The organism is Microcoleus sp. D3_18_C2 (genome assembly GCF_036702395.1).
Classification (GTDB): domain Bacteria; phylum Cyanobacteriota; class Cyanobacteriia; order Cyanobacteriales; family Microcoleaceae; genus Microcoleus.
Genome location: NZ_JAUBTG010000002.1, coordinates 256,482 through 276,748 on the forward strand (window position 1 = coordinate 256,482; position 20,267 = coordinate 276,748).

Sequence of the window (20,267 nt, forward strand, 5' to 3'; positions counted from 1 at the left end):
TCTGACGGCTATTCATCATCAGATTTTTGTCGCTGCGATCGCCCCTTGTACAGCCCGATCGCATATCCAATTACGCCAGCCCCCAGCGCCGCTTGAGTCGCAAACAGCAAACTTTCAATTTCTCCGCTAGCAGGCTCAAAAAAATGGTTAAACCAAGGTTGATAGTCAGGTTGAATTTCCGCAATCGCTTTCTGTGCTTCCCCATCCGATCCGCCGTATTCACCCCGGACAAAAACTAGGGGAATAACGGCAAGCGCGATAACAGCAATTACCAACATCCAATTTTGTTGTGAAGTAGCTTGCTGATTTCTTGTGTTTTTTTGACTCACGGCTTATGACTCCTGTCTCAATAATTTCAAAGTTTCCAACTCCGGCTTCCCGTAAGAATGCAGCCAATTCCAGACCAATAGAGTCAGCAATCCTTCACTAATCGCCAGGGGTACTTGAGTGATAGCAAAGATGCCAGCAAACTTGAGAAACGAAGCCATAAAACCGCCAATTGCTGCCGGAAAAGCTAACGCTAATTGAATCGAAGTCGTCACATAAGCCAGTAAATTTGCTAAAGCCGCCGCACAAAAAATTGCCGCCCGTTGCCTGCCAGTTCGCATCAGCAATTGATAGATAAAATAGGCAGCGAAAGGGCCGACGATCGCCATCGAAAACATATTCGCTCCCAGCGTTGTCAGCCCGCCGTGAGCTAACAGTAACGTTTGAAACAGCAGAACTAAAGCCCCCAGTACAGCCATCACCGAAGGGCCGAACAAAATTGCACCCAAACCGGTACCCGTCGGGTGAGAACAACTGCCCGTTACCGAGGGAATTTTTAAAGCAGAAAGCACAAAAGTAAACGCACCCGCCAAAGCAAGCAATAATTTAAGTTCCGGGTGTTCTTTTGTAATACGAGTAATCGATCGCAAACCTACTGCAAAAAAAGGCAACGCCACCATCCACCAAAACGCCGCCCATTGCACCGGCAAAAAACCTTCCGAAATGTGCATAGCTGCGGCGGGCGTTGCCGAACCCAGGACAATATAACAACTCAAGCCAGCCATCAATCCCAAGCTGACCAATTTCCGATTTCTGGCCTTCACGCTGAACCTCGCAGATGAGACTATGTAAACTAACACATCGGCGGGCATCCTGACTCAGAAAGCGACAAAACTCTCATTACAGTTGCGGGACAGCGCCGGACTTGCACCGAACTTTCCCCGTTTCCTCTAACGGCTGCTCCCCATTAGAACCGACTGGTTACACATAGTTTAGTCGATCGCGTAAGTCTCAGCAAATCTTTTACAAAAATTACTTCAGATTAACTAAGGAATGAGAATTAAATAACTTCCACTCTTGAAAGTGGGATGGGCTCTTATAGCCCGTCATGAGTGGACGGGCGGGACACCCATCCCACAATCACAATTAAAATTGTAAGTTATTTAATTCGCGTTCCTAAGTCAAAATTACCTCTCATCTTCTCTTCCTTCGCGTCTTCGCGGTTCGTTCCATAAATACTATTGCCCAACAAATCAACGGTATAATATTAGTGAGTTTTGAGGAAAGCCGCCATGTTAGATTACAAATTTCCGAGGCACTGGCCCTCAGCCGATGAACTACCAGACTCAGATGAAACTCCTGTGGATAACGAACTGCAAGAACTAATACCAGGGTTGTTAAAAGCAATATTGCTCATACTTTGGGCAGAACGCATGGACTGGTTTTTTGGCATAGATATGGGTATTTATCATCACCCTGACGAACCGCCCATTGTCCCCGATGCTTTCTTAAGTTTAGGAGTAGAACGATTTTACGACGAAGAATTGCGCCCCAGTTACGTGCTGTGGGATGAAAATGTTCTGCCTACTTTTGTGCTGGAAGTTGTTTCCCCAACTTATCGCAAGGAATACAGCACAAAATTAGACACTTATCAAGCTTTAGGCGTACTTTATTACGTCATTTATTCTTCCCGCCGCCGCCGTAAACCTCATTTGGAAGTACACAAGTTAGTCAATGGGAAGTACGAGTTACAGCCAGAACATCCAGTTTGGATGCCTGAAATTGGTTTGGGGATTGGTTGTGAAAGGGGAAGTTATTCTGGGGTGACAAGAGAGTGGTTGTATTGGTATGATGCCGATGGAAAACGTTATCTGACACCTGAAGAACAGGTGAAAGAATCAGCGCAGCGCGCCCAACAGGAATCCCAGCGCGCCGATCGACTGGCTCAGCGATTGCGGGAGTTGGGGATAGATCCTGATAATCTGGGCTGATGGCAATCAAGAGTACCTCAGTGTTGTACTCTAGACGCTCACAAACCGGGTTTTGCAACGCCCGATCGATCGTCCTCAAAGGAGGATTTTCTGGAAAAAACCCGGTTTCTGCCTCCAGAAATGTGTGAATATTATCGCAAAAATCAGGAAGTATCTAGCTAGATTTGGGAAAAACAGAAAGTTGGACGGCAAACATTGAGATGCAGCTCGAAAACATGAAAATCAACAGAGGTTATTAAATAATGGTCATGAATCTGCGTTCTTACGATATCATCTGTTTTGGTGATGAAGTTCCAGGAGTTCTAGCTGTTATCTCTGCCTCCAGAGAATATCTTCGCCGAACAAAGCGTTATCCGCGAATTCTACTGATGTCTAAAGGAAGCTTGCAAGAAGGAATTGGCGGGCATTTGGTAAGAGGCGGTCTTGCTTATTTAGATAGAAGTCAGATTAGTGAAGAACTTCAAAAATCTTTAAAGTTAGATACCTTTGGTTCACCAGCGACAATCTATAAAGAATTCTTACAAAAATCCGGTGTCACCGCAATTGCACTTGACCCCCGCAAAGCCAGTGCAGCCCTGAAAGAAATGCTGGTAAAAGCTGGGGCCGATCTCCTGAGCAAAGTAGAAATTAAATCAGTCAGTAAAGAAGGTCAAAAAATTGTCAGTATAACCACCTCTCAAGGCGTAGTTTATGCCGGCAAGCAATTTATTGATGCCACTGTCAATGCCGAATTAGCTCAAGCTGCCGGTGTGAGAAAGCTGAAGGGATTTGAAACATTTGGTCTGCCTAATTCAGAACTTCCAGTCACCCTCGTTTTTGAAACCCAAGGACTCAGTGCAAGAGCACTGAAAGAATTCGATTATATTTATCTAAAACGCTTTACCAACCTGGCCGATGCAGAGAGTCAAAAATTTTTGCTGTACGCCGCAGGCAAGGATGCCAAACTAGCAGAAGAGCTGCGGCGGGAAATGAGGGACACTCAAGGCAATCTCAAAACTCTGTGGGCGGGTAACGATTACATCGATGTTCGCGCGCCGGCTCTGTCTGTAGCTTACCACTCATTTAGAGGAAGAAAACTATCTTTTTCTGAAACTGGCATAATTTTAGATGAGGGAAATATAGCAATACTTCCAAATGACCGACTTTCGTGGAATGCGCTTTTATTTGCAGTCACAGCCAGCGAAGCCGAAGCCTTAGCTAGAAGCGGGAGCAAACCCACGGCTAATATGCAAAGAGAGATGTTATTTATTACAACTTGGCTGAGGAGTTTGGGGGCTACTTCTGTTACTTATGCCTCAGAACTTTATATCAGACACGCTGGCAATGTGACGGGAGTTGTAGAACCTTTAACTGGCGCACAAATGCTGTTAGGTGGCGTACCTGCTAATGAAGCCCTGGCAACATTTAGCTATCATTTTGATGTACGGGGAGGCATCCAGGGTATTGGCGAGAAAGCAAACAGTCTAGGATGGTTTAAAAGTCTGAGTTTTAAACAGCCTATCTTTAATATTGGCATCCGCCACGCATTAATTAAAAACGTTCCTAACTTGGCAGTAGTCAGTCCGTGTTCGGGATTTGAAGGGTTAGCCTGTTCTGTCGGCAGAATAGTTGAATTCAACGCTGCAGTTGGTCAAGGTGTGGGTATCGCTGCGGTTAATGCCATTCTAAATAACAAAAATCTAGCCGATGTATCTAACCAAGAAGTGAGACAAGTTCTCGCCCAAACAGGCCAGTTACCTAAAATTTTTGGAACTCCCAATAGTGGTGAGGCAATGCTATTGGCGCAATTCGAGACTCTTGTCACTTCGGATGCTATTGCATAATCTCAATCCCGGTTGCACTCCTCATGATTATTGATTGTTGACTAAGCTGTTGTGGCATTTAAATTGTATGTCAAAAAATAATCAAACTTTTTTGGGGTGTCCCACCCGCCGTGAATATACAATTTAAATGCTCAACTGTATTAGCCTACTCGCTAACAACAAATCCTTACTTCTTCTGCGGGCACTTTGGATGAATCCCCCCCTGCAAACAAATGTAAGCAATTTGACTTTTATCTAAATTCTTAGCCTCCGCAAAATCAACTCCTAGGAATCTACCTGATTTACTACCAGTCGTGGGATTTTGAATAAATTGCTCCGAAGCTGCTTTCCCCAGAAACACCGCGCCTTTAAAATCCGCTCCCGCTAAATTCGCGCCCCGAAAATCAACCGAACTCACCTCTGCATTCCGAAAATTGGCATCTTGCAACCGAGCATCTTTTAAATTCACGTTGGCGAGTTTAGTCGAAGTCAAATTGGCATTTTGTAAGTTTGCGCCGCTCAAATCAGCACCGGATAAATCAGCACCTTGCCATTCCGATTTAGACAAATTTGTCAAGGACAACTGAGCGCCTTGAGCCTTAACTTTGCCCAAACGTGCACCGGACAAATCCGCTCGCGACAAATTCGCGCTTCCTATATCGGCTCCGGTAAAACGGGCATTTTTTAACATTGCTTCCTGTAAATTGGCTCCAATTAAAATAGCACTGCTGAAATTAGCTGAATTCAAATTGCCGTTTGACAAATTAGCTTTGTTCATGACAGCGCGCACAAAATTAGTCCCGTTCATTACAGCACTGTTCAAAGACGCCCCGGTCAAATTTACTCCTTCCAAATTAGCGCCGCTCAAGTCAGAAATCCAATCGTCAAATGTACCCGGACGCCTGTCTTCGCCGGTGCCGTAAAAGCGAGATCCCTGCAAGCTGGCATTGGTTAAATTGGCATTTCTCAACTTAATTCCCGACAAGTCAACTTTGTTTAAAACTAAAGTAAACTGAGATGGGCCGGCAGGACTTTGAGCTAAATCCGTGCGGCTGAGATCGACACCGTTGAGTTGGCTGCTATACACTGTGAGAATTTTGCCGATCGCCCTTTGTACTGTTCGCTGGCGGGCGGCCGCTAACTCGCGTTCCGGGGCCTTGCCGTCAAACCGCAGGGAATCGAGGTCGTTGCTGAGGGCTTGGTTCAACCGCTGCAAGTCAGGCAAAGCTTTCGGCCCGCTACTGACTAAAGCTTGCTGGATCGCGTCCAGCATGGCCCGGTTGTCTTCTTGAGCTAGCAAATCCGATAGCAGGGGTAGGGCGCGGGAGTCTTCCACCGCCCCCAAAGCCAAAATTGCCGATCGCCTGCCCGATGCCCCGCTAGCCGATGTGGGAGACAATTTGCTGACTAAAGCCACAAATAATTCGTCGTTCCGCTGCCGGGAATCCCGCATATTTGCTTGACTTTGAGTGTAGATGAGAGTGCCGACAAACAAAGTTAAAATCAATCCCGCGCTGCCGACGGTAACTATTACTAAAGTTGTGCCTGGGTGTTGGCGCATCCAATTCCACAAACTGGCATTTACTTTCAGGCCGCTTGGTGGAGTCACAACCAAAGCCGCAATCTGCGCGTCTTCCTCAGTCCAATCTTGAGTCTTGACAGGATTGGCAGACAGTTGATGGGATCGAGCGTTGACGACCAAAGTATTGGCGAGGCGATCGTGTCCCGTTTGCCGTTTGTAGCGCCATGCAAAAGCCCCGTCTGCGAGCACTGCCAAGCCGCTGAGCCCCCCTAAAATCAGCAAATCAGGAAACGCTCCCGTCAAGCGCCAAATGCCGTAAGCGACGCCCAGAGGCACTCCCCAGCGCCCCAAACTTTCGCGAATTAGCACTTGCCCAAAACCCGGAGGAGTACCCGACGCTGTGACAACTTTGACGCCGAACCAGCGTTTGGGGATAGTTTGACCGGTTCTGGCGAGCAAAAACAGTTGCCACCCCGCTAAAACTGCCGGTGCCAGCAGCGCCCCCGACCAGAATAGATTAGTTAGGGGTGCTACTCTGGGGCTGCGATCGCGCACGGGTATGCCCAAGGTACGGGCGACGGTTTCGGATGCTGCTGCTACTGAGGAATTGAGCGGTACGGTTTGAGATTCCTGGTTGACTAATGCCCCGATACTGAAGGGAACGAGGGCGCTGGCCGCAATTAACGAAATTTCCACAGCCCAAGCGCCGCACCTGCGAACCAGCAGTGGCATTTGCTTGGATTGTGTTTGCCAAGACGGATCGGGTTGATTGATGCCGCTGGGCGCGGTGGGGTTAGCCATATTTAGAAATTCCTATTATTTGTCGTTAGTATTTGAGGACTGGGGGGAAATTGCCAATTTATACGCTATGTAGATTAGCACTCCGAGAACGGCAAGAGTCATCAGCGCTGAAATTAGCTGTACGACGCTATTGAAGACTGTCAGGACAATTATCGCTCCGACGGCAAAGGCTGCCACCTGCCCAGGTTTGGGGAGTCTTTGAAACTTGTCCAGTAATTGATTGTAGAAGGTTCCGACGGCTTGATAGCTGTCTGGATTTTGTGTGATGAGTCGCGATCGTTCTACTTTAGCTTTTAGTTCTCCGAACGCTTGCTGCCAATTGAAGTTATTTTGAGGATTCATAAAAAAATTCGGAAGTTATTTTAGATTAATGTGTTTGGAACTGCCATTATCCCCTACCGTCAAAGAACTATAACCAAATGCCATTGTGTGAGGAAACATGAAGATAAATTATCCGGGCGATCGCGGCAAACTGTGGTTTAGCTCGATCGTGACCGTAGCCTTGGCAATGATTTTAGCGGATGCGGGTGCTGTTCGGAGCCAACCGCTACAAATTGCTCCGGGATTTCCCGAACCGCTGGGAGTTTCTGGAGTTTCCGGCGGCCCGAACAATAGTGGCGACTGCGGTTTTGTCTCCCAAGGGCCGAACCACGTCATTGAAGTAACGCAGGATTTGCCTTACTGGCGGATTGCAGTACAAACCGCTGGAGCTCCGAGTTTGATGATTCAAGGGCCGAGGGGGCGTTTCTGCGTGCTGCCGGCGAATGCTGCTGCGGGGAATGTAGAATTTTCCGGTTATGGGGACAAGGGGACTTATGTTATTTTTGTGGGCGATCGAGCTCAAGGTCAACACCCTTACTCTCTCTCTATTTCCCAAAAGCGAAATTAAAAATAAAACGGAATTAGGACGCTTGCTGTGAGAAAATTGCTTTTTGGCGATCGTAAATAAGCCGGATTCCTTACAGCAAGTCCGTGGAAGACCGATTTCATATCAATTTTGTATTTGGTCTCTAACCCACTTGCGAAACAATCTGAGAGTTTGACTCGTGCCCACTGTTTGGCTTTGTTCGCAATATTGAGAAATAGCTTCAATAATTGGCAGATTTGGAAAAGTCGGACTAATTTCCGATTCAACATATTTCCCATCTTGAAGCACATTAATCTGAAGCTTTTTATTTTCATAGCGCCATATTTCAGGTACTCCCAAAGCTTCGTAAGCATCGAGTTGAGTTTTGGAAGTTATATCCACTTCAATAGCTAAGTCAGGCGGCGGATCGATAGTTAAGTCTATCCGCTTTTTGCCAATCATTAGAGCATAATTCTGAATGTAAAAGCAATTGTCAGGTTCAATTCCTTGTAACATACTTTTTCGCTGAAAAGTCGTCGAACCAAAACATTCTCGATCGATTTCAAGTTTTTCGAGTAATATTTTCACCATATCGCCAATGATTTCCTTATTGAATTCATGTTCTGGTAGTGGCATCCTAATCTCCAAAGTTCCTTGACTGTAAGCTATTCTAGAGCCACGGTGTTCTCCCAACTCTTCTAAAATTGCTTCAAATTCCTGCCAGTTGACATCATTTAACAGCACTCTCTGTCCAGGTGGTACAATGATTTGCCTTAATTGCAGCGTTACCATTTCAACCTCCGATTTATTTAAATTATAGAGCTAAAAACCTGCTCAACAGTCAGATTAAGTTCCCCGAAGGCAGACGAAATAATCGTATCGCCCTCTCGGAACTGGCTAACCTGGTATTCCCCCTCTACCAACTGGTAAATCGAGACAGTAGGTTGTTTGGGATTGCCGATGAACCGCCGACCACCCAAGGCAGCATAGTCAACAACCCAGTATTCCGGGATACCCAATCTTTCATACTCAGCCACTTTTACCAGGTAATCATCTTGCCAGTTAGTGCTAACTACTTCGACAACAAGCTTAACAGAGCTACCTTGAGAAATAACTGATGATTTTTTCCAGAGTGGCTCTGACATTAAGGCTGGTTTGTCTAAGACTATAATATCCGGCTGGTAGCCCGTGGTCGTTTCGGGAGGTCTGACAAAATAAGTTGAAGGTGTTACATAAGGAAGATTTAAACGGTCAATTTCTACGTTAATTTTACGAAGCAGAAAACCTGTAACTTCCTCATGGTCTCCATTTGGGTTCATCTCAACTATTACTCCATTGCGTAGCTCGAAACGTCCTTTTCCATCTGGATACCATTCTAAAAAGTCTTCAAATGTTATAGATTTGATTATGGTTTGAATCATGAAAAATTCTCCGTTCATATAGCCATCAATAGTTCGTAGTGAGGACTTGAGTCCTCGAATAGAGTCAACAAGGACTCAAGTCCTTACTACAAACAATTTTTTTAAGGGGAATTAACAGAACATGATATCACATATTAATTAGGTAGGTGTAATAAGGGCAGCTAGAAACCCGACTTCTTCAAAAAGTCGGGGTTCTGGGTGTGATGTTTAAATTTTTTGCTGCGTGTACAGTTCCTTAAACTTGCGCTGCTGCTCGTTGTGATCTACGATCGGAGAGGGATAATGAAGAAGTCGGCGTTCTAAAGACGAAATATTTCCTGTTAGCAAAAATTTAGTATCAACGCGACGCAATTCGGGAACCCAGTGCCGAATATATTCCCCTTCCGGGTCGAATTTCTGAGCTTGACTCGCCGGATTAAATATTCGCAAAGGTTTCGGGTCCATGCCGCTAGATGCACTCCACTGCCAGCCGCCGTTATTAGCAGAAAGGTCGGCATCTATCAATTTTTGCATGAAGTATTTTTCACCCCACTGCCAGTTAATAATTAAATCTTTGGTGAGGAAACTGGCGACTATCATGCGACAGCGATTGTGCATCCAACCTGTCTGATTTAACTGCCGCATTGCTGCATCGATAATAGGATAGCCTGTTTTGCCTTTACACCAAGCTTGAAAGAGTTTTTCATTGTTCTCCCAAGGAAAGTCTTTGAATGCTTGACGGTAGGGGCCGTCTGCTAATTCTGGGAAGTTATACATGGCGTGTTGGTAAAATTCTCGCCACGCTATTTCCTGTTGCCAAGTACGGATGCTTGTAGACGCTTCTTCGCTGCTGCAAGTGTCCATTACTATTTGGGTAGCTTGCCAAACAGTGCGGATGCCAATTGCACCAAATTTGAGGGCTGCGCTGAGTTTGGATGTGCCGTTAATGGCGGGAAAATTGCGCTGTCCTTGATATTTGTAAATTGCCCGATCGCAAAATTCTTCTAATTTTTTTTGCGCTGCATCTTCTCCTGGTTCTATTACTAATGGGTTTTCCCAAATAAATCCTAAACTAGAGGCAGTTGGCACTGTTTCCCTTGCACCTGCTTGGTTGGCGATTGCTTGTTCTTCGGCGGTTAATCCGGTCATTAATTCCAGATAAGTTATCGGCAGTGTCTCTACTGGTTGGGCTTTTGGTTGACTGTTCCATTTTTTCCAAAATGGTGTATAAACTGTGTAGGGAGTCCCTGTACCGCTGCGAATTTCATCTGGGGCGTGCAGGAGTTGATCCCAGAAATTTTGAACTTGAATTCCTGCTTGTTGGAGGGCGTTTGAGACGGCCAGATCGCGCTGTTTGGCGTAGGGTTCTACATCCCAGTTCCAAAATACTGCTTGGGCATTTATAGCTGTTGCTAATCTCGGTATTCCTAGGATCGGGTCATCTTGAATTATCAGCAATTGGCTGCCTGCTTCCCTGTAACGCGAGGAGAGTTTTTGCAAGCAGCCGATCATGTAGGTGACTCTGGCTGGGGCTACGTCATCGCGATTTAGGATATTGCGATCGAGACAAAAAATTCCGACTACTTTCGGGCTTTGCTGGCGCGCTGCTGCCAGTCCGATGTTGTCAGAAATACGCAAGTCGCGGCGGTGCCAAAATAAAATTAGATTGGATATATCAGACATTCGATTTTAGATTTTAGATTTTAGATTTTAGATTTTACAGTTCTGGACACAAGCGGGTTCAAAAACCCGGTTTCTAAGTTAATATTTATCGGTTGGACGCACGATTTTTATAAGAAACCGGGTTTTTCCGTCAGTCAGATTTACATCAAAAAGGGACGTGCCAAGAAAAAGCTAGAAATAGATTTTGCATCAATGGGTTCCCCAGCTAAGATAGCTTTTTCTAATTCTTCAGGGGTGAATAGAACTGTTTCAATGTCTTCGTCATCATCTTGTGCTGGCGGCTGTTCCAGTTTTTCCAAATCTTGGGCTAAGAAAGCATAAATGATTTCGTCGGAATAACCGGGGGCGAGAAAAAATTGCCCTAATTTCTGCCATTTTCCGGCGCGATATCCGGTTTCTTCTTCGATTTCTCGTTTGATAGTTTCGGCGGGATTTTCATTGATTTCTACTGTACCTGCGGGAAATTCTAAAATTCGCCCTTTTGTGGCAAAGCGATATTGGCGTACCAAGACGAGTTTACCTTCGGGTGTGACGGGAACTGCAAGTGCTCCGCCTGGGTGGCGAATACATTCCCACTCGCCTTCGGAACCGTTGGGAAGACGGAGGGTGGCTACGTCAAAGTTGAATTTGCGCCCTTGGTAAAATAGGCGTTGTTTGAGGAGTTGGGGTAGTTCTTGACCGATCGACATAAGCGACAAGCGAATAATGTTAGGGTGCACCGATTTAAGACATCATAGGCGATCTAATACGATTTTAGATTTTAGATTTTAGATTTTAGATTGGGAATGACTGATGACTATCACAGTTGGCAGCTTAGCTACGGTTGCATTTTTTTTGAAACTGGTACGATCGGTGAATTGTACTCACTTTTTACAGTTACAATTTTTGCACTCCCGAACAGTCTGCGGTTTGCAGGAGTTGGACGATCGCACTTTTCGTCACCGGATGCACCCAATCCGGGGCAATTTCTGCTAAAGGTACTAATACAAAAGCTCTTTCGGTCATCCGGGGATGAGGTAGAGTCAGTGTGGGAGTTTCTAGGATTAAATTGTCGTACAGCAGCAAATCTAGGTCGAGGGTTCTTGGCCCCCATTTTTCTCGGCGAATTCGATTAAATTTTATTTCAATTTCTAATAATTTTGCTAGTAATTGTTCGGGTTCTAGTGCAACTTCTAGGATGGCACAGGCATTGATGTAATCGGGTTGGGGCGGCCCGACGGGGGCGGTTTGATACCAGCTTGAATGGGATTTTACTGCTATTCCTGGGGTGTTGTTTAGGGTTACGATCGCGCTAGAGAGTGTGGCTAGGGAGTCGCCTAAGTTGCTACCGAGGGCGATCGCACATTTTGTTAGTTTCATAAGGAAGGTTCGGCAACGGATTGTGTAACGGATGTAACGGATGTAACGGATGTCAGGAAGAGAGAAGATTAAGGCGGCGCGGGTTTATCAATATTCTTTGATTCCTAAACAGATTTCGGGTTTAACCCGCCCATACAAGTTGTATTTTTACGAAACTTTCCCCCTAAAGCCTGCATTTTTGGCGCATTCTGATAACACAAAATATTATTTTAATTTAAGCTTAACAGTATGTTAAATTTTATTAACTATTATTGACAAGTGTTAGTATTTAGTTTCAAACATAATGAATTTGTACCTACGCTTATTGTCGGCTGTCATTCTAGCAATTATCAGTTTAACAGCAAGTATATCAATAGGTTTGGCTGAAACAAAAGAGCGCTACCTTACCCTAGATTCGGACGGTAGTCAATCTTTTGCGAGTTTAGTGCAGCAGGCGGAAGATTTAGCGAAAGAGTCGATCGCCCGCGAGTTTCAAGAAAATCCGGCATTAACAGAAGTTACAGTCATTATTACAGCCGATCGCAGCCGACAAAGAGTTCCAGTTTTGCGATCGAGAGTATCCCGTCGCGACTGGCAACAAGATGCGAGAATCGAACAGTGGACTAGATATTTTGCCGATGCTCAATTGCTGCTGGGATTCAGAAACGGCGGTATTTCGTCCCCAAATTCTGGATTTTCGCAAGTGAGGAATGTACCTGCGCCTAGTCGATCGACCTCCAGAGAAAATGATCCAGGTTTTCGAGATGATTGAAATCGGGCATCGGGCATGGGGCATCGGGCATCGGGCATTGGTAACAGATAACAAATAACAAATAACCAACAGCACGACACGGAAATCACGGATACACGGATAGATATTTTTTCCTAAATATCTCTCTCATACTATAGCAATCCTAAATGACTCGTGAAATTTTTACCCCACCCCAACCCTCCCCTTATCAAGGGGAGGGAGTAAGAAATTCACAAATGATTTATGATTGCTATAATTTCCTATTTTTAACTTGTTGTTAACCTAAATATCTCCCAATGTTAATTAACCTTCAGGTTAACTTCCCTTAATTGAACAGTGATATAGTTTCATACGGAATCATCTGATTAGGGAAGTTGGGCTGAACAGGAATTTATGTCTAAAATAACTCGCCGACAACTGCTAATTTTCTTCGGCAGCAGTGCAGCTACCACTGTGCTTGCCCCTCAAGTAACTAAAACACTATTCGGCATCAATTCCACCTCGGCCGAAGCTGTAGTTCCGCTATCTTTCACTCCGTTAAGACTTCCCCACCCGCTGCCGATTTATCGAGAATTGTCCAGCTTTATGCCGATGGGCTTAAACGGACAGGGAACTGTGATGGCTGCCTCACAGGATACTAGATTAACGAGTTACAGCATTGTTGACGATGTGGTTGTGCCGCCGGAATACGAACGTTACGTGATTGTCCGCTGGGGCGATCGAGTTTTTCCCAATCCGGCAGACTATTTCGGCTACAACTGCGACTACACCGGCTTTGTAGGCCTTCGCGGCAGCAATGACGACGGTTATCTCTGGGTTAACCACGAGTACGTATCCTTCCCAATGTCGAAAGAGGCACCCGATACCCCGTCAGACTTGGCATCATTTCCAACAACCGAGCGCGCCGTCCTCGGTATAGACTTATCCGTAAAGAATCGCGATACCATCGGCGAATTCCTGTACAATCTCGGTGGTTCGATCGTCCGCATCACCAAACAAGCCAACGGCAGATTTCAGGCGATCGCCGGCGACCCCCTCAACCGCCGTATTCACGGACTTTCCGGCCTCGGAATCAACAGCCAGCGTACCGACAAATACAAAGATGTCACCTCCTGGGGAACCAGACAAGGGGACGACAACTACCTCATCGGCACGGGCCCTGCAGCTACCCAAGTCTTCGCGCAAGTCAACACCGACGGACTCGGCAACCGCATCATCGGTACAGCCTACAACTGTTCCGGCGCCACAAGCCCTTGGGGAACAATCCTCTCCGCCGAAGAAAACTTCCAAGGTAGCGAAGCATTTTTCGTCGGGGTTCAGGAAAACGTCAAACCCAACGGTGGCCAAACCAGCTACGCCAAGGGCACTATCGGTGAGGAATTTGGCTTAGTCGGCGAAAAATACGGCTGGATGGTAGAAGTCGATCCCCTAGATCCAAGTTTCCGCCCCCGGAAGCACTCATGGTTGGGCCGTTTCCGCCACGAAAACGTCGCGATTCGCGCTGAAGCAGGCCGCAAGTTAATAGGCTACATGGGGGACGATCGGCGCGGCGGACACACCTGGAAATTTGTCAGCAACGGTAATGTCACCAATCCCGCAGATAAAAACAACAGCCGATTGTTTGAAGATGGGGTTTTGTACGTTGCCCAATATAACCGCAACGGTACTGGAAGATGGCTGCCACTGACATTAAATACCCCGACAAATCCGGTGCGTCCTTCTAGAGTTGGCGAGGCGGAATTAGCAAGTTTTGGCAAAGCTCAAAGAGATGCCGCTACTCGCTTGCCCAAACGCGCCGGAATTGCTGGTCAAACCGAAGACGGCGGTTCTTTTGTAGTAGATACAACCAATGAAGCAACAGCAATTTCGGGCTACCAAAATAAAACTCTGGCTAATTTCTACAGCAGCCAAGGCGCGGTTTTAGTTGATGCTTTCTTAGCTGCTAATTTGATTGGTGGCACTCCGACGGCGCGGCCGGAAGATTTGGAAGTTAATCCTACTACGAAGGAAGTTTTCATTGCTTATACTGACGGCGCACCGGGAAGCGACGGCTATCCAGATTCTCGCATTTTTAATGTTGCTAAATACGGTAGCGCAGTCAACAGCAATCAGCAGTCGGGAGGACTTTACAAAATAATTGAAGACAGTCCCGACGGTGCGGGTTTGACGTTCCGCTGGCAGCGTTTGGCTCAAGGTGGAGAAGCGGGTTCGGTAGCTGGGGCGGGATTTGCTAGTGTAGACAATTTGGCTTTTGACACTCAAGGCAATGTTTGGGGCGTGACTGATATGTCTACGAGCACGCACAACGGTTTTGATGTAGGTGCGAGTGGAAAGCCAACGACGATCGACCATAAAAAGACTGGAAATGTGTCAGATTTTACTGGAGTTTTCGGCAACAATTGGCTCTTTTATATTCCGACTTCTGGGCCGAATGCAGGAACAGTAATTCCGTTTGCTTACGGCCCGAATCGGTGCGAAATGACGGGGCCGACTTTTGTGGGAGATACGCTGTTGCTTTCGGTGCAGCATCCGGGGGAAGATTGCCCGATCGATGATGGTACTGTACTGAGTCGGCAAATTGAAATGTTGGATTTGAACGGTGCTGTTTTCAATCAGACTCGGAGTGTGTCTCGCGGCAGTTTGTGGCCTAGCAATATTGAGAACGATCGGCGTCGTTCGCCGATGCCGTCGGTGATTGGAATTCGTCGGGTGCGATCGACTCCAACGGGCCAGTTTGTTTAAATCTCACATCTTGCACCATTCTCGCTTAACAGGCTTTTCGGCCTGTTCCACAAGAAAATTCACTCTTTGTGGAACAGGCCGAAAAGCCTGTTCATAAAAGCTTATTAAGAATGGTGCAATATCTCAGTGATGGGCGATCGCGTAAGGCAACCATAATGCGATCGGGAATCAAGTATGTTTCTAGAATAGCTCGAATCTACCTGTGTAAGCTACAATAAAGTGTAAATATACCTTTTACTCGCAAGAATCAGAAAGGTAGGACGATCGCCCTATTGTGAGCTAGGGATTTTTACGTACTTATTATCTGCGGATACAACAGTAATTTTCCAGCCAGAAAGTGACATGGTTTTGTAACGCTTTGTAAATTGGTAAGTTGTCGAGGTAGAGGAAAGGGCGATCGCACTTGCAACCTTCATTTCCTGTTATTTGACGAGGGAATGAAGGGGGGATGAGGTGCGATCGGCCTTCTAAAATATTTTATAATTTTACTGCCCGCGTCCTGGTTTGCAATCTACAAAACCTAATGCCTCTGTGCCCTTGAAAACTGGCGATTGCCATCTCAATAACTGCTGCGATCGGGTATTCAATTTCAGCAGCACGAGCAATTAGAGCGGCTTGAATTCGATCGGGCAAGCGTCCTAAAATAATTTCGGCATCAGCGAGGGAAAGTTGTTCCAGAAGTTTGGCTTGCATGGCATTCACCAATTACAATTTAATATAGCTTGGAGTTCGCACCGCTCAACCTATCTTTCAGTCATGAATCACTACTGGGTCTAGGAGCTAGTCGATTGCCAGCATCATCTCTGGGATTTGAAAGAGGAGTTACTTGAAGGCGGGTAAGAAAGGATAGCAATGCAGCAGTGAAAGCATATAAAGTTCCTAACTGACTCTCCTGCAACTTAAGAACACCGAAAGCCACTAGCACGGGAAAAAGTGCTTGAATAAGTCCCTGAAATAAAACTGGCTCTTGCCTAATCTGCTTGAATAACCACATAACAAAGCCTCATATTTTAGATTCAACTCGAACAGAAAACTCTGAAGTACATCTCAACCGAAAGCTAAAGCAGTCGAACTTATAATTGTGTCGCAGATGCGGCACAATACTTTTCTTAGTCAGGTTATACCGCACATCTGCGGTTTAACTCTGAATAGTCTGAACAAGTTTTGCTTTGACTTCACTCAAAGAATAAATCACCCCGATCGCCCTGCCGGTGAGAAAAAGTGACCAGTGTAAAGTTCTGTAAATGCGTAAATTGTCGAATTAGGGGAAAGGGCGATCGCACCTGCAACCTTCATGTCCCGTTATTTGGTGAGGAGATGAAGGGGTCAGGTGCGATCGCTCCTACAACAGTTAGAACACCACGCTTCTCCTCTTTAAACTTGTGGGGACTTAACTGAACAATGCAATAGGACGATAAACAACTTCCCCATCTTCACGAGTCGCTCTCAGAACTTGCTTGCGGTTGCGCGGAGCAGCACTAAGGTGTATCCAGTTAGGATTGTCAAGCTTACCAAATTCAAGAATAACCTGATCGAACTCTGGGCAGTTTTGAGCCACCCATTCTGCTAATTTCCTTGTGCTGACACTAACCGGAATTACATCTCCTGCAAAACCCAGTCGATGATCACTATTACTAACGCCCCCTACGGCTTTGTTGATTTTTTCTGAGCGAAACCCAGATAATATTTTTATGGGACCTAGCGCATCACGAGCAGGTTGAAGAATCTTTTCACACAGTTTCCGAAGATTTCCAATCTCTTCTGCATTAGGAGTATTATCAATTCCTAACCGATCTGCTGTTGAAGACTTAACTAACTCCCAAAGGCGAAAGTTTGTAGTCAAATTTACATTGAGATCTATCATTTAATCCCACCTACTCCCTATATATGCTGATAATGCCTTAAACAATACCAAGAAGTCGCCTTTGGATTGCTAAAATTTTATTACCATAACTTTTCTCTGTTGCCCAACGTCCACTTAAATCAGCAACCATAGGAGCGATACCTCTTTGAACCAGATTAAAACGAGGATCGACAATGGGCGGTACAACAGGATCTTGACTTGCATATGCTTTGAGGTGTTGAATGTGAGCTTTAACTCCCGTTCTTACGTTAGGGAAAGAAGCTCCTTTGACTCCTCCTCCACTTGCACCAAGACCACAGAAGTTATTTTGGCTAGGTTCTACGTCACCACCAAAGTTTAGATAACCCGTTTCCAGACACATTTGAGAGAAGGCAATATTGTGATTTACTCCCTCAATGGCAGACTCTTCAATGTAAAGTCTCGGCAAATCTGGAAATTGAGTCAATGCATCTGAATTGTTTGCTTGCAGTAAACTTTTTAGTTGATTTTCTGCAGCACTTCCACGGCTCATAATGCGTTCTGAAACAGCTTGTCTTGGAAAAGTTACTGTTGTAAGAATAATAGTCCTAGTCGTACTATTCCAGTTGACTGATACATTAAACGGCTGAAGTTCTACAGCTTTGATAAAGACAATACCGTTTTGATTGATACGACGAACACTGTTTAGTTCAGCTAAATTAATTTCCAGTCTATCGGCTAAATCGATTGGAATAAAGGAATTATCATTGACGAGAAGCCCTGGCTCTTCATAGCGTTGACCATTAATTTCTATATCGATGGTGGGAAAAGGAGTTGGTGGAATAACAGGATTCAAACCGCTCCACTGTAAGAGTCCATCTGCGAGTCCTTTAGCAAACTTATCACGTTGATTGGTGAGAAGATTCATGTCCTCGCGACTTGACAGAAAACATAATTCTATAAGCACAGAAGGAATATCCACATCTCTACAAAAAGCTAGACGTGGATGTTGACTTTGGTTGTCTGATTTAGCTCCCCGATTTCTGAGTCCAGGAACGGCTGCAACCAGAGCATTAACAAGCTTTTCTGCATCAGATTTTCGTTGATTGTTGCCATCAACATAGTAAGATTCTGCTCCCCGCGCAGAAGCAATAGCAGAATTCCCGTGGAGTTCAACTGCAATATCACCACTCCGACTCCGACCATTGATCCAGTTGATTGACGGACTAAGATCAATTGTATCAGGAACAGAGAAGAAATCTTGGTCTCTTGTTAATCCTTGAGATTTTAGTTCTTGTAGGAGTAAGTCACGAGTTTGGATCATCTCGTCTGCTTCTTTAGTACCTAGGACTGATGGCGCTCCTGAGTCTCCAGTAAAATGACCGGCCGAAATAAAGATACGTCCCATTTATTCACCTCTCGTTAATATTTTTGCTTTTTTAGTCTTCTGCAACTCGATAGCTAGACATCACAGATAATTAAGTAAATCTAGGGTACTGCCTCTAGTATTTTTTCCCAAGTTCCAGCACTAACAAGTTGCAGTACAATAGTCTTCCCCATCGACTTATCTCGCACATCTGCGGTTTAACTCCGAACAGTCTGAACAACTTGTTCTCTGCCTTAACTCAAAGAATAAACCACCCCGATCGCCCTGTCGGTGAGAAAAAGTGACTAGCTTTTGTAAACTTACGTAAATCCTCAATCGATTTGAGATTTGATATCTGAGATTGTGCAATTAACCTCATCCCAAATCCGGGTTAAACATCCCCTTATTTCTCACTATCAGAAGACCAACAAAAGCTTGTGTAGTATCGGTTTCAACCGCCAAGTATAAAAGGGATTACCTTGCGGTTAATTCAGTCAATTTGTTTTCTTTCCTGAAAAGGAACTCGCCGTCATGAAACATAAATAAATTTACTTAATAGATCAAAATCGCTATGACAGCACAAGAGGCGATCGCCCTAGTTGATGGTCTGTTACAATCCGCAAACAAAAAGCAAAAACTCAATGACATTCAATCCCGCGTCTTTCTGGAAACTTGGGAGGGACACTCTTATCAAAAGATAGCCGATCGCTTACTTTACGAACATGACTATATCAAAAAAGTCGGTTCGCATTTGTGGCGAAATCTCTCTCAAATCATCGGCGAAAAAATCTCAAAGCAAAATCTGCAAGCAGTCTTGCGCCGCTACCAGCATTGCAGTGCGGGCATCTTGCACGCTAGCGAAGCAGATAGCAGCACTCAAGATTGGGGAGAAGCGATCGATGTTTCCCAATTTTACAACCGGCAACAGGAATTGGAAACATTAGAAACTTGGATTAGCGGCAATTCTACTCGTCTGATCGGTATTTTTGGAATTGGCGGTATTGGCAAAACTTCTCTGTCTGTCAAACTCGCCCAGCAAATTCAATCTCAATTTGAATACGTAATTTGGCGGAGTTTGCAGCAAGCACCGCGATTAGATGTTATCCTCAGCAATATTTTACCCATTTTAACTAATTCATCAGCCAAAAACAATCACTCTATTGATGCTCTCATGGAACAGTTGCGGCAAAAACGCTGTTTGTTAATTTTCGACAATCTGGAGTCGATTTTGCAAGGGGGAAATCGCAGCGGACAATATCAACAAGGGTATGAGGATTACCGACATTTATTGGCGCGCATTGCTGACGAACCGCACCAAAGTTGTCTGATTTTAACCGGACGAGAACAACCGGGTGGGTTTGCTGTGCGATCGGGCGAAAATTTACCAGTGCGATCGCTCCAACTCTTCGGAGTTTCACCGCCAGTATGCCAGAAAATCATCGCCGATAAAGGATTAAAGGCAACCCTATTGCAGTGTCAAGATATTGTCAACTACTTTGGCGGCAATCCCCTCGCCCTCAAACTTGCTGCAACGACTATTAAAACACTTTTTGGCGGTGACATTCACGCATTTTTAGTACAAGGAAATACTGTTTTTAGCCATTTCTGGGATTTGCTCGATCGCCAGTTCGATCGCTTGTCTCCCCTGCAACAAAAAATTATGTACTGGCTGGCAATTAACCAAGAAGGAGCGACTCCTGGGAAGTTAAAAGCTGAAATTTTGCCCAAAGTTTCTGGAAGGCAACTGATGGAAGCATTGGAGGGGCTGGCTGAACGATCGCTCATTGAAGATCGGCGATCGCCCGACAATACCGCATCGACAAGTTTAATGCTACAACCTGCGATCGTCGAGTATGTCAGAGAACGCTTATTCCAAAATGCTGAGCAAGAATTGATGACAAACAAACTTAACTTATTGATAGCTTAATCCTTGGT

At 45.4% G+C, this 20,267-nt stretch carries 19 protein-coding genes and 1 riboswitch; of the genes, 6 read left to right on the top strand and 13 right to left on the bottom strand.

Annotated features, from left to right (window positions below; all coding sequences use genetic code 11):
* Nucleotides 1-8: 8 nt before the first annotated feature.
* Together QUA88_RS02465 and QUA88_RS02470 are read right to left on the bottom strand one after the other, a co-directional pair.
* The gene (locus QUA88_RS02465; RefSeq protein WP_333055001.1) at nt 9-329 is read right to left on the bottom strand and encodes an energy-coupling factor ABC transporter substrate-binding protein; all 321 of its coding nucleotides are present in this window, start codon (nt 327-329) and stop codon (nt 9-11) included.
* A 3-nt stretch (nt 330-332) separates the two neighbouring features.
* On the bottom strand, nt 333-1,052 hold the full coding sequence (locus QUA88_RS02470) for an energy-coupling factor ABC transporter permease (RefSeq protein WP_333270086.1): 720 nt from the start codon (nt 1,050-1,052) through the stop codon (nt 333-335).
* Nucleotides 1,053-1,113: 61 nt separating this feature from the next.
* Nucleotides 1,114-1,260, bottom strand: a riboswitch (cobalamin riboswitch).
* 299 nt (nt 1,261-1,559) lie between these two features.
* Here QUA88_RS02470 and QUA88_RS02475 point away from each other — a divergent pair.
* Nucleotides 1,560-2,258: a Uma2 family endonuclease gene (locus QUA88_RS02475; RefSeq protein WP_333055000.1), complete on the top strand. Its 699-nt coding sequence runs from the start codon at nt 1,560-1,562 to the stop codon at nt 2,256-2,258.
* 242 nt (nt 2,259-2,500) lie between these two features.
* Complete coding sequence (locus tag QUA88_RS02480; RefSeq protein WP_333208768.1) at nt 2,501-4,081, top strand: FAD-dependent oxidoreductase; 1,581 nt, start codon at nt 2,501-2,503, stop codon at nt 4,079-4,081.
* 166 nt (nt 4,082-4,247) lie between these two features.
* On the opposite strand, the gene QUA88_RS02485 is transcribed toward QUA88_RS02480, so the two are convergent.
* Both QUA88_RS02485 and QUA88_RS02490 read right to left on the bottom strand, forming a co-directional pair.
* A complete protein-coding gene (locus tag QUA88_RS02485; RefSeq protein ID WP_333054998.1) occupies nt 4,248-6,383 on the bottom strand; it encodes a pentapeptide repeat-containing protein in 2,136 nt (711 codons plus the stop codon).
* Between the two features lie 15 nt (nt 6,384-6,398).
* Nucleotides 6,399-6,725, bottom strand: coding sequence for a hypothetical protein (locus QUA88_RS02490; protein ID WP_333054997.1), 327 nt, complete (start codon nt 6,723-6,725; stop codon nt 6,399-6,401).
* Nucleotides 6,726-6,822: 97 nt separating this feature from the next.
* On the opposite strand from QUA88_RS02490, the gene QUA88_RS02495 reads away from it, so the two are divergent.
* Nucleotides 6,823-7,272: a hypothetical protein gene (locus QUA88_RS02495; protein WP_333270035.1), complete on the top strand. Its 450-nt coding sequence runs from the start codon at nt 6,823-6,825 to the stop codon at nt 7,270-7,272.
* A 102-nt stretch (nt 7,273-7,374) separates the two neighbouring features.
* Here the strand turns inward: QUA88_RS02495 and QUA88_RS02500 are convergent, their stop codons facing one another.
* From QUA88_RS02500 to folK, 5 genes are all read right to left on the bottom strand, one after another.
* Nucleotides 7,375-8,022, bottom strand: a complete 648-nt coding sequence (locus QUA88_RS02500; protein WP_333208764.1) for a Uma2 family endonuclease — start codon at nt 8,020-8,022, stop codon at nt 7,375-7,377.
* A gap of 17 nt (nt 8,023-8,039) precedes the next feature.
* Complete coding sequence (locus QUA88_RS02505) at nt 8,040-8,651, bottom strand: Uma2 family endonuclease (protein ID WP_333054994.1); 612 nt, start codon at nt 8,649-8,651, stop codon at nt 8,040-8,042.
* 207 nt (nt 8,652-8,858) lie between these two features.
* Nucleotides 8,859-10,304, bottom strand: a complete 1,446-nt coding sequence (locus tag QUA88_RS02510; RefSeq protein WP_333270089.1) for an FAD-binding domain-containing protein — start codon at nt 10,302-10,304, stop codon at nt 8,859-8,861.
* Between the two features lie 149 nt (nt 10,305-10,453).
* A complete protein-coding gene (locus QUA88_RS02515) occupies nt 10,454-11,002 on the bottom strand; it encodes an NUDIX hydrolase (RefSeq protein ID WP_333055091.1) in 549 nt (182 codons plus the stop codon).
* A 187-nt stretch (nt 11,003-11,189) separates the two neighbouring features.
* Nucleotides 11,190-11,672 carry a 2-amino-4-hydroxy-6-hydroxymethyldihydropteridine diphosphokinase gene (gene folK / locus QUA88_RS02520; protein WP_333054993.1) on the bottom strand — a complete coding sequence of 161 codons (483 nt, stop codon included), beginning with the start codon at nt 11,670-11,672 and terminating at the stop codon, nt 11,190-11,192.
* A 283-nt stretch (nt 11,673-11,955) separates the two neighbouring features.
* Between folK and QUA88_RS02525 the strand changes: the two genes are divergently transcribed.
* Together QUA88_RS02525 and QUA88_RS02530 are read left to right on the top strand one after the other, a co-directional pair.
* Nucleotides 11,956-12,423 (top strand): hypothetical protein, encoded by a 468-nt coding sequence (locus QUA88_RS02525; protein WP_333054992.1) that lies wholly within the window; start codon nt 11,956-11,958, stop codon nt 12,421-12,423.
* 372 nt (nt 12,424-12,795) lie between these two features.
* Nucleotides 12,796-15,144: a PhoX family phosphatase gene (locus QUA88_RS02530; RefSeq protein WP_333270040.1), complete on the top strand. Its 2,349-nt coding sequence runs from the start codon at nt 12,796-12,798 to the stop codon at nt 15,142-15,144.
* A 477-nt stretch (nt 15,145-15,621) separates the two neighbouring features.
* Here the strand turns inward: QUA88_RS02530 and QUA88_RS02535 are convergent, their stop codons facing one another.
* From QUA88_RS02535 to tftA, 4 genes are all read right to left on the bottom strand, one after another.
* Nucleotides 15,622-15,837 carry a hypothetical protein gene (locus QUA88_RS02535; RefSeq protein WP_333270043.1) on the bottom strand — a complete coding sequence of 72 codons (216 nt, stop codon included), beginning with the start codon at nt 15,835-15,837 and terminating at the stop codon, nt 15,622-15,624.
* 61 nt (nt 15,838-15,898) lie between these two features.
* Entirely contained in the window at nt 15,899-16,138 is a 240-nt protein-coding gene (locus tag QUA88_RS02540) for a hypothetical protein (protein ID WP_333270046.1), read from the bottom strand.
* Between the two features lie 396 nt (nt 16,139-16,534).
* Nucleotides 16,535-17,008: a D-Ala-D-Ala carboxypeptidase family metallohydrolase gene (locus QUA88_RS02545; RefSeq protein ID WP_333270049.1), complete on the bottom strand. Its 474-nt coding sequence runs from the start codon at nt 17,006-17,008 to the stop codon at nt 16,535-16,537.
* 37 nt (nt 17,009-17,045) lie between these two features.
* Complete coding sequence (tftA, locus tag QUA88_RS02550; RefSeq protein ID WP_333270051.1) at nt 17,046-18,374, bottom strand: hormogonium tapered terminus morphoprotein TftA; 1,329 nt, start codon at nt 18,372-18,374, stop codon at nt 17,046-17,048.
* 529 nt (nt 18,375-18,903) lie between these two features.
* Here tftA and QUA88_RS02555 point away from each other — a divergent pair.
* Nucleotides 18,904-20,259, top strand: a complete 1,356-nt coding sequence (locus QUA88_RS02555; RefSeq protein ID WP_333270053.1) for an NB-ARC domain-containing protein — start codon at nt 18,904-18,906, stop codon at nt 20,257-20,259.
* The last annotated feature ends 8 nt before the right edge of the window (nt 20,260-20,267 follow it).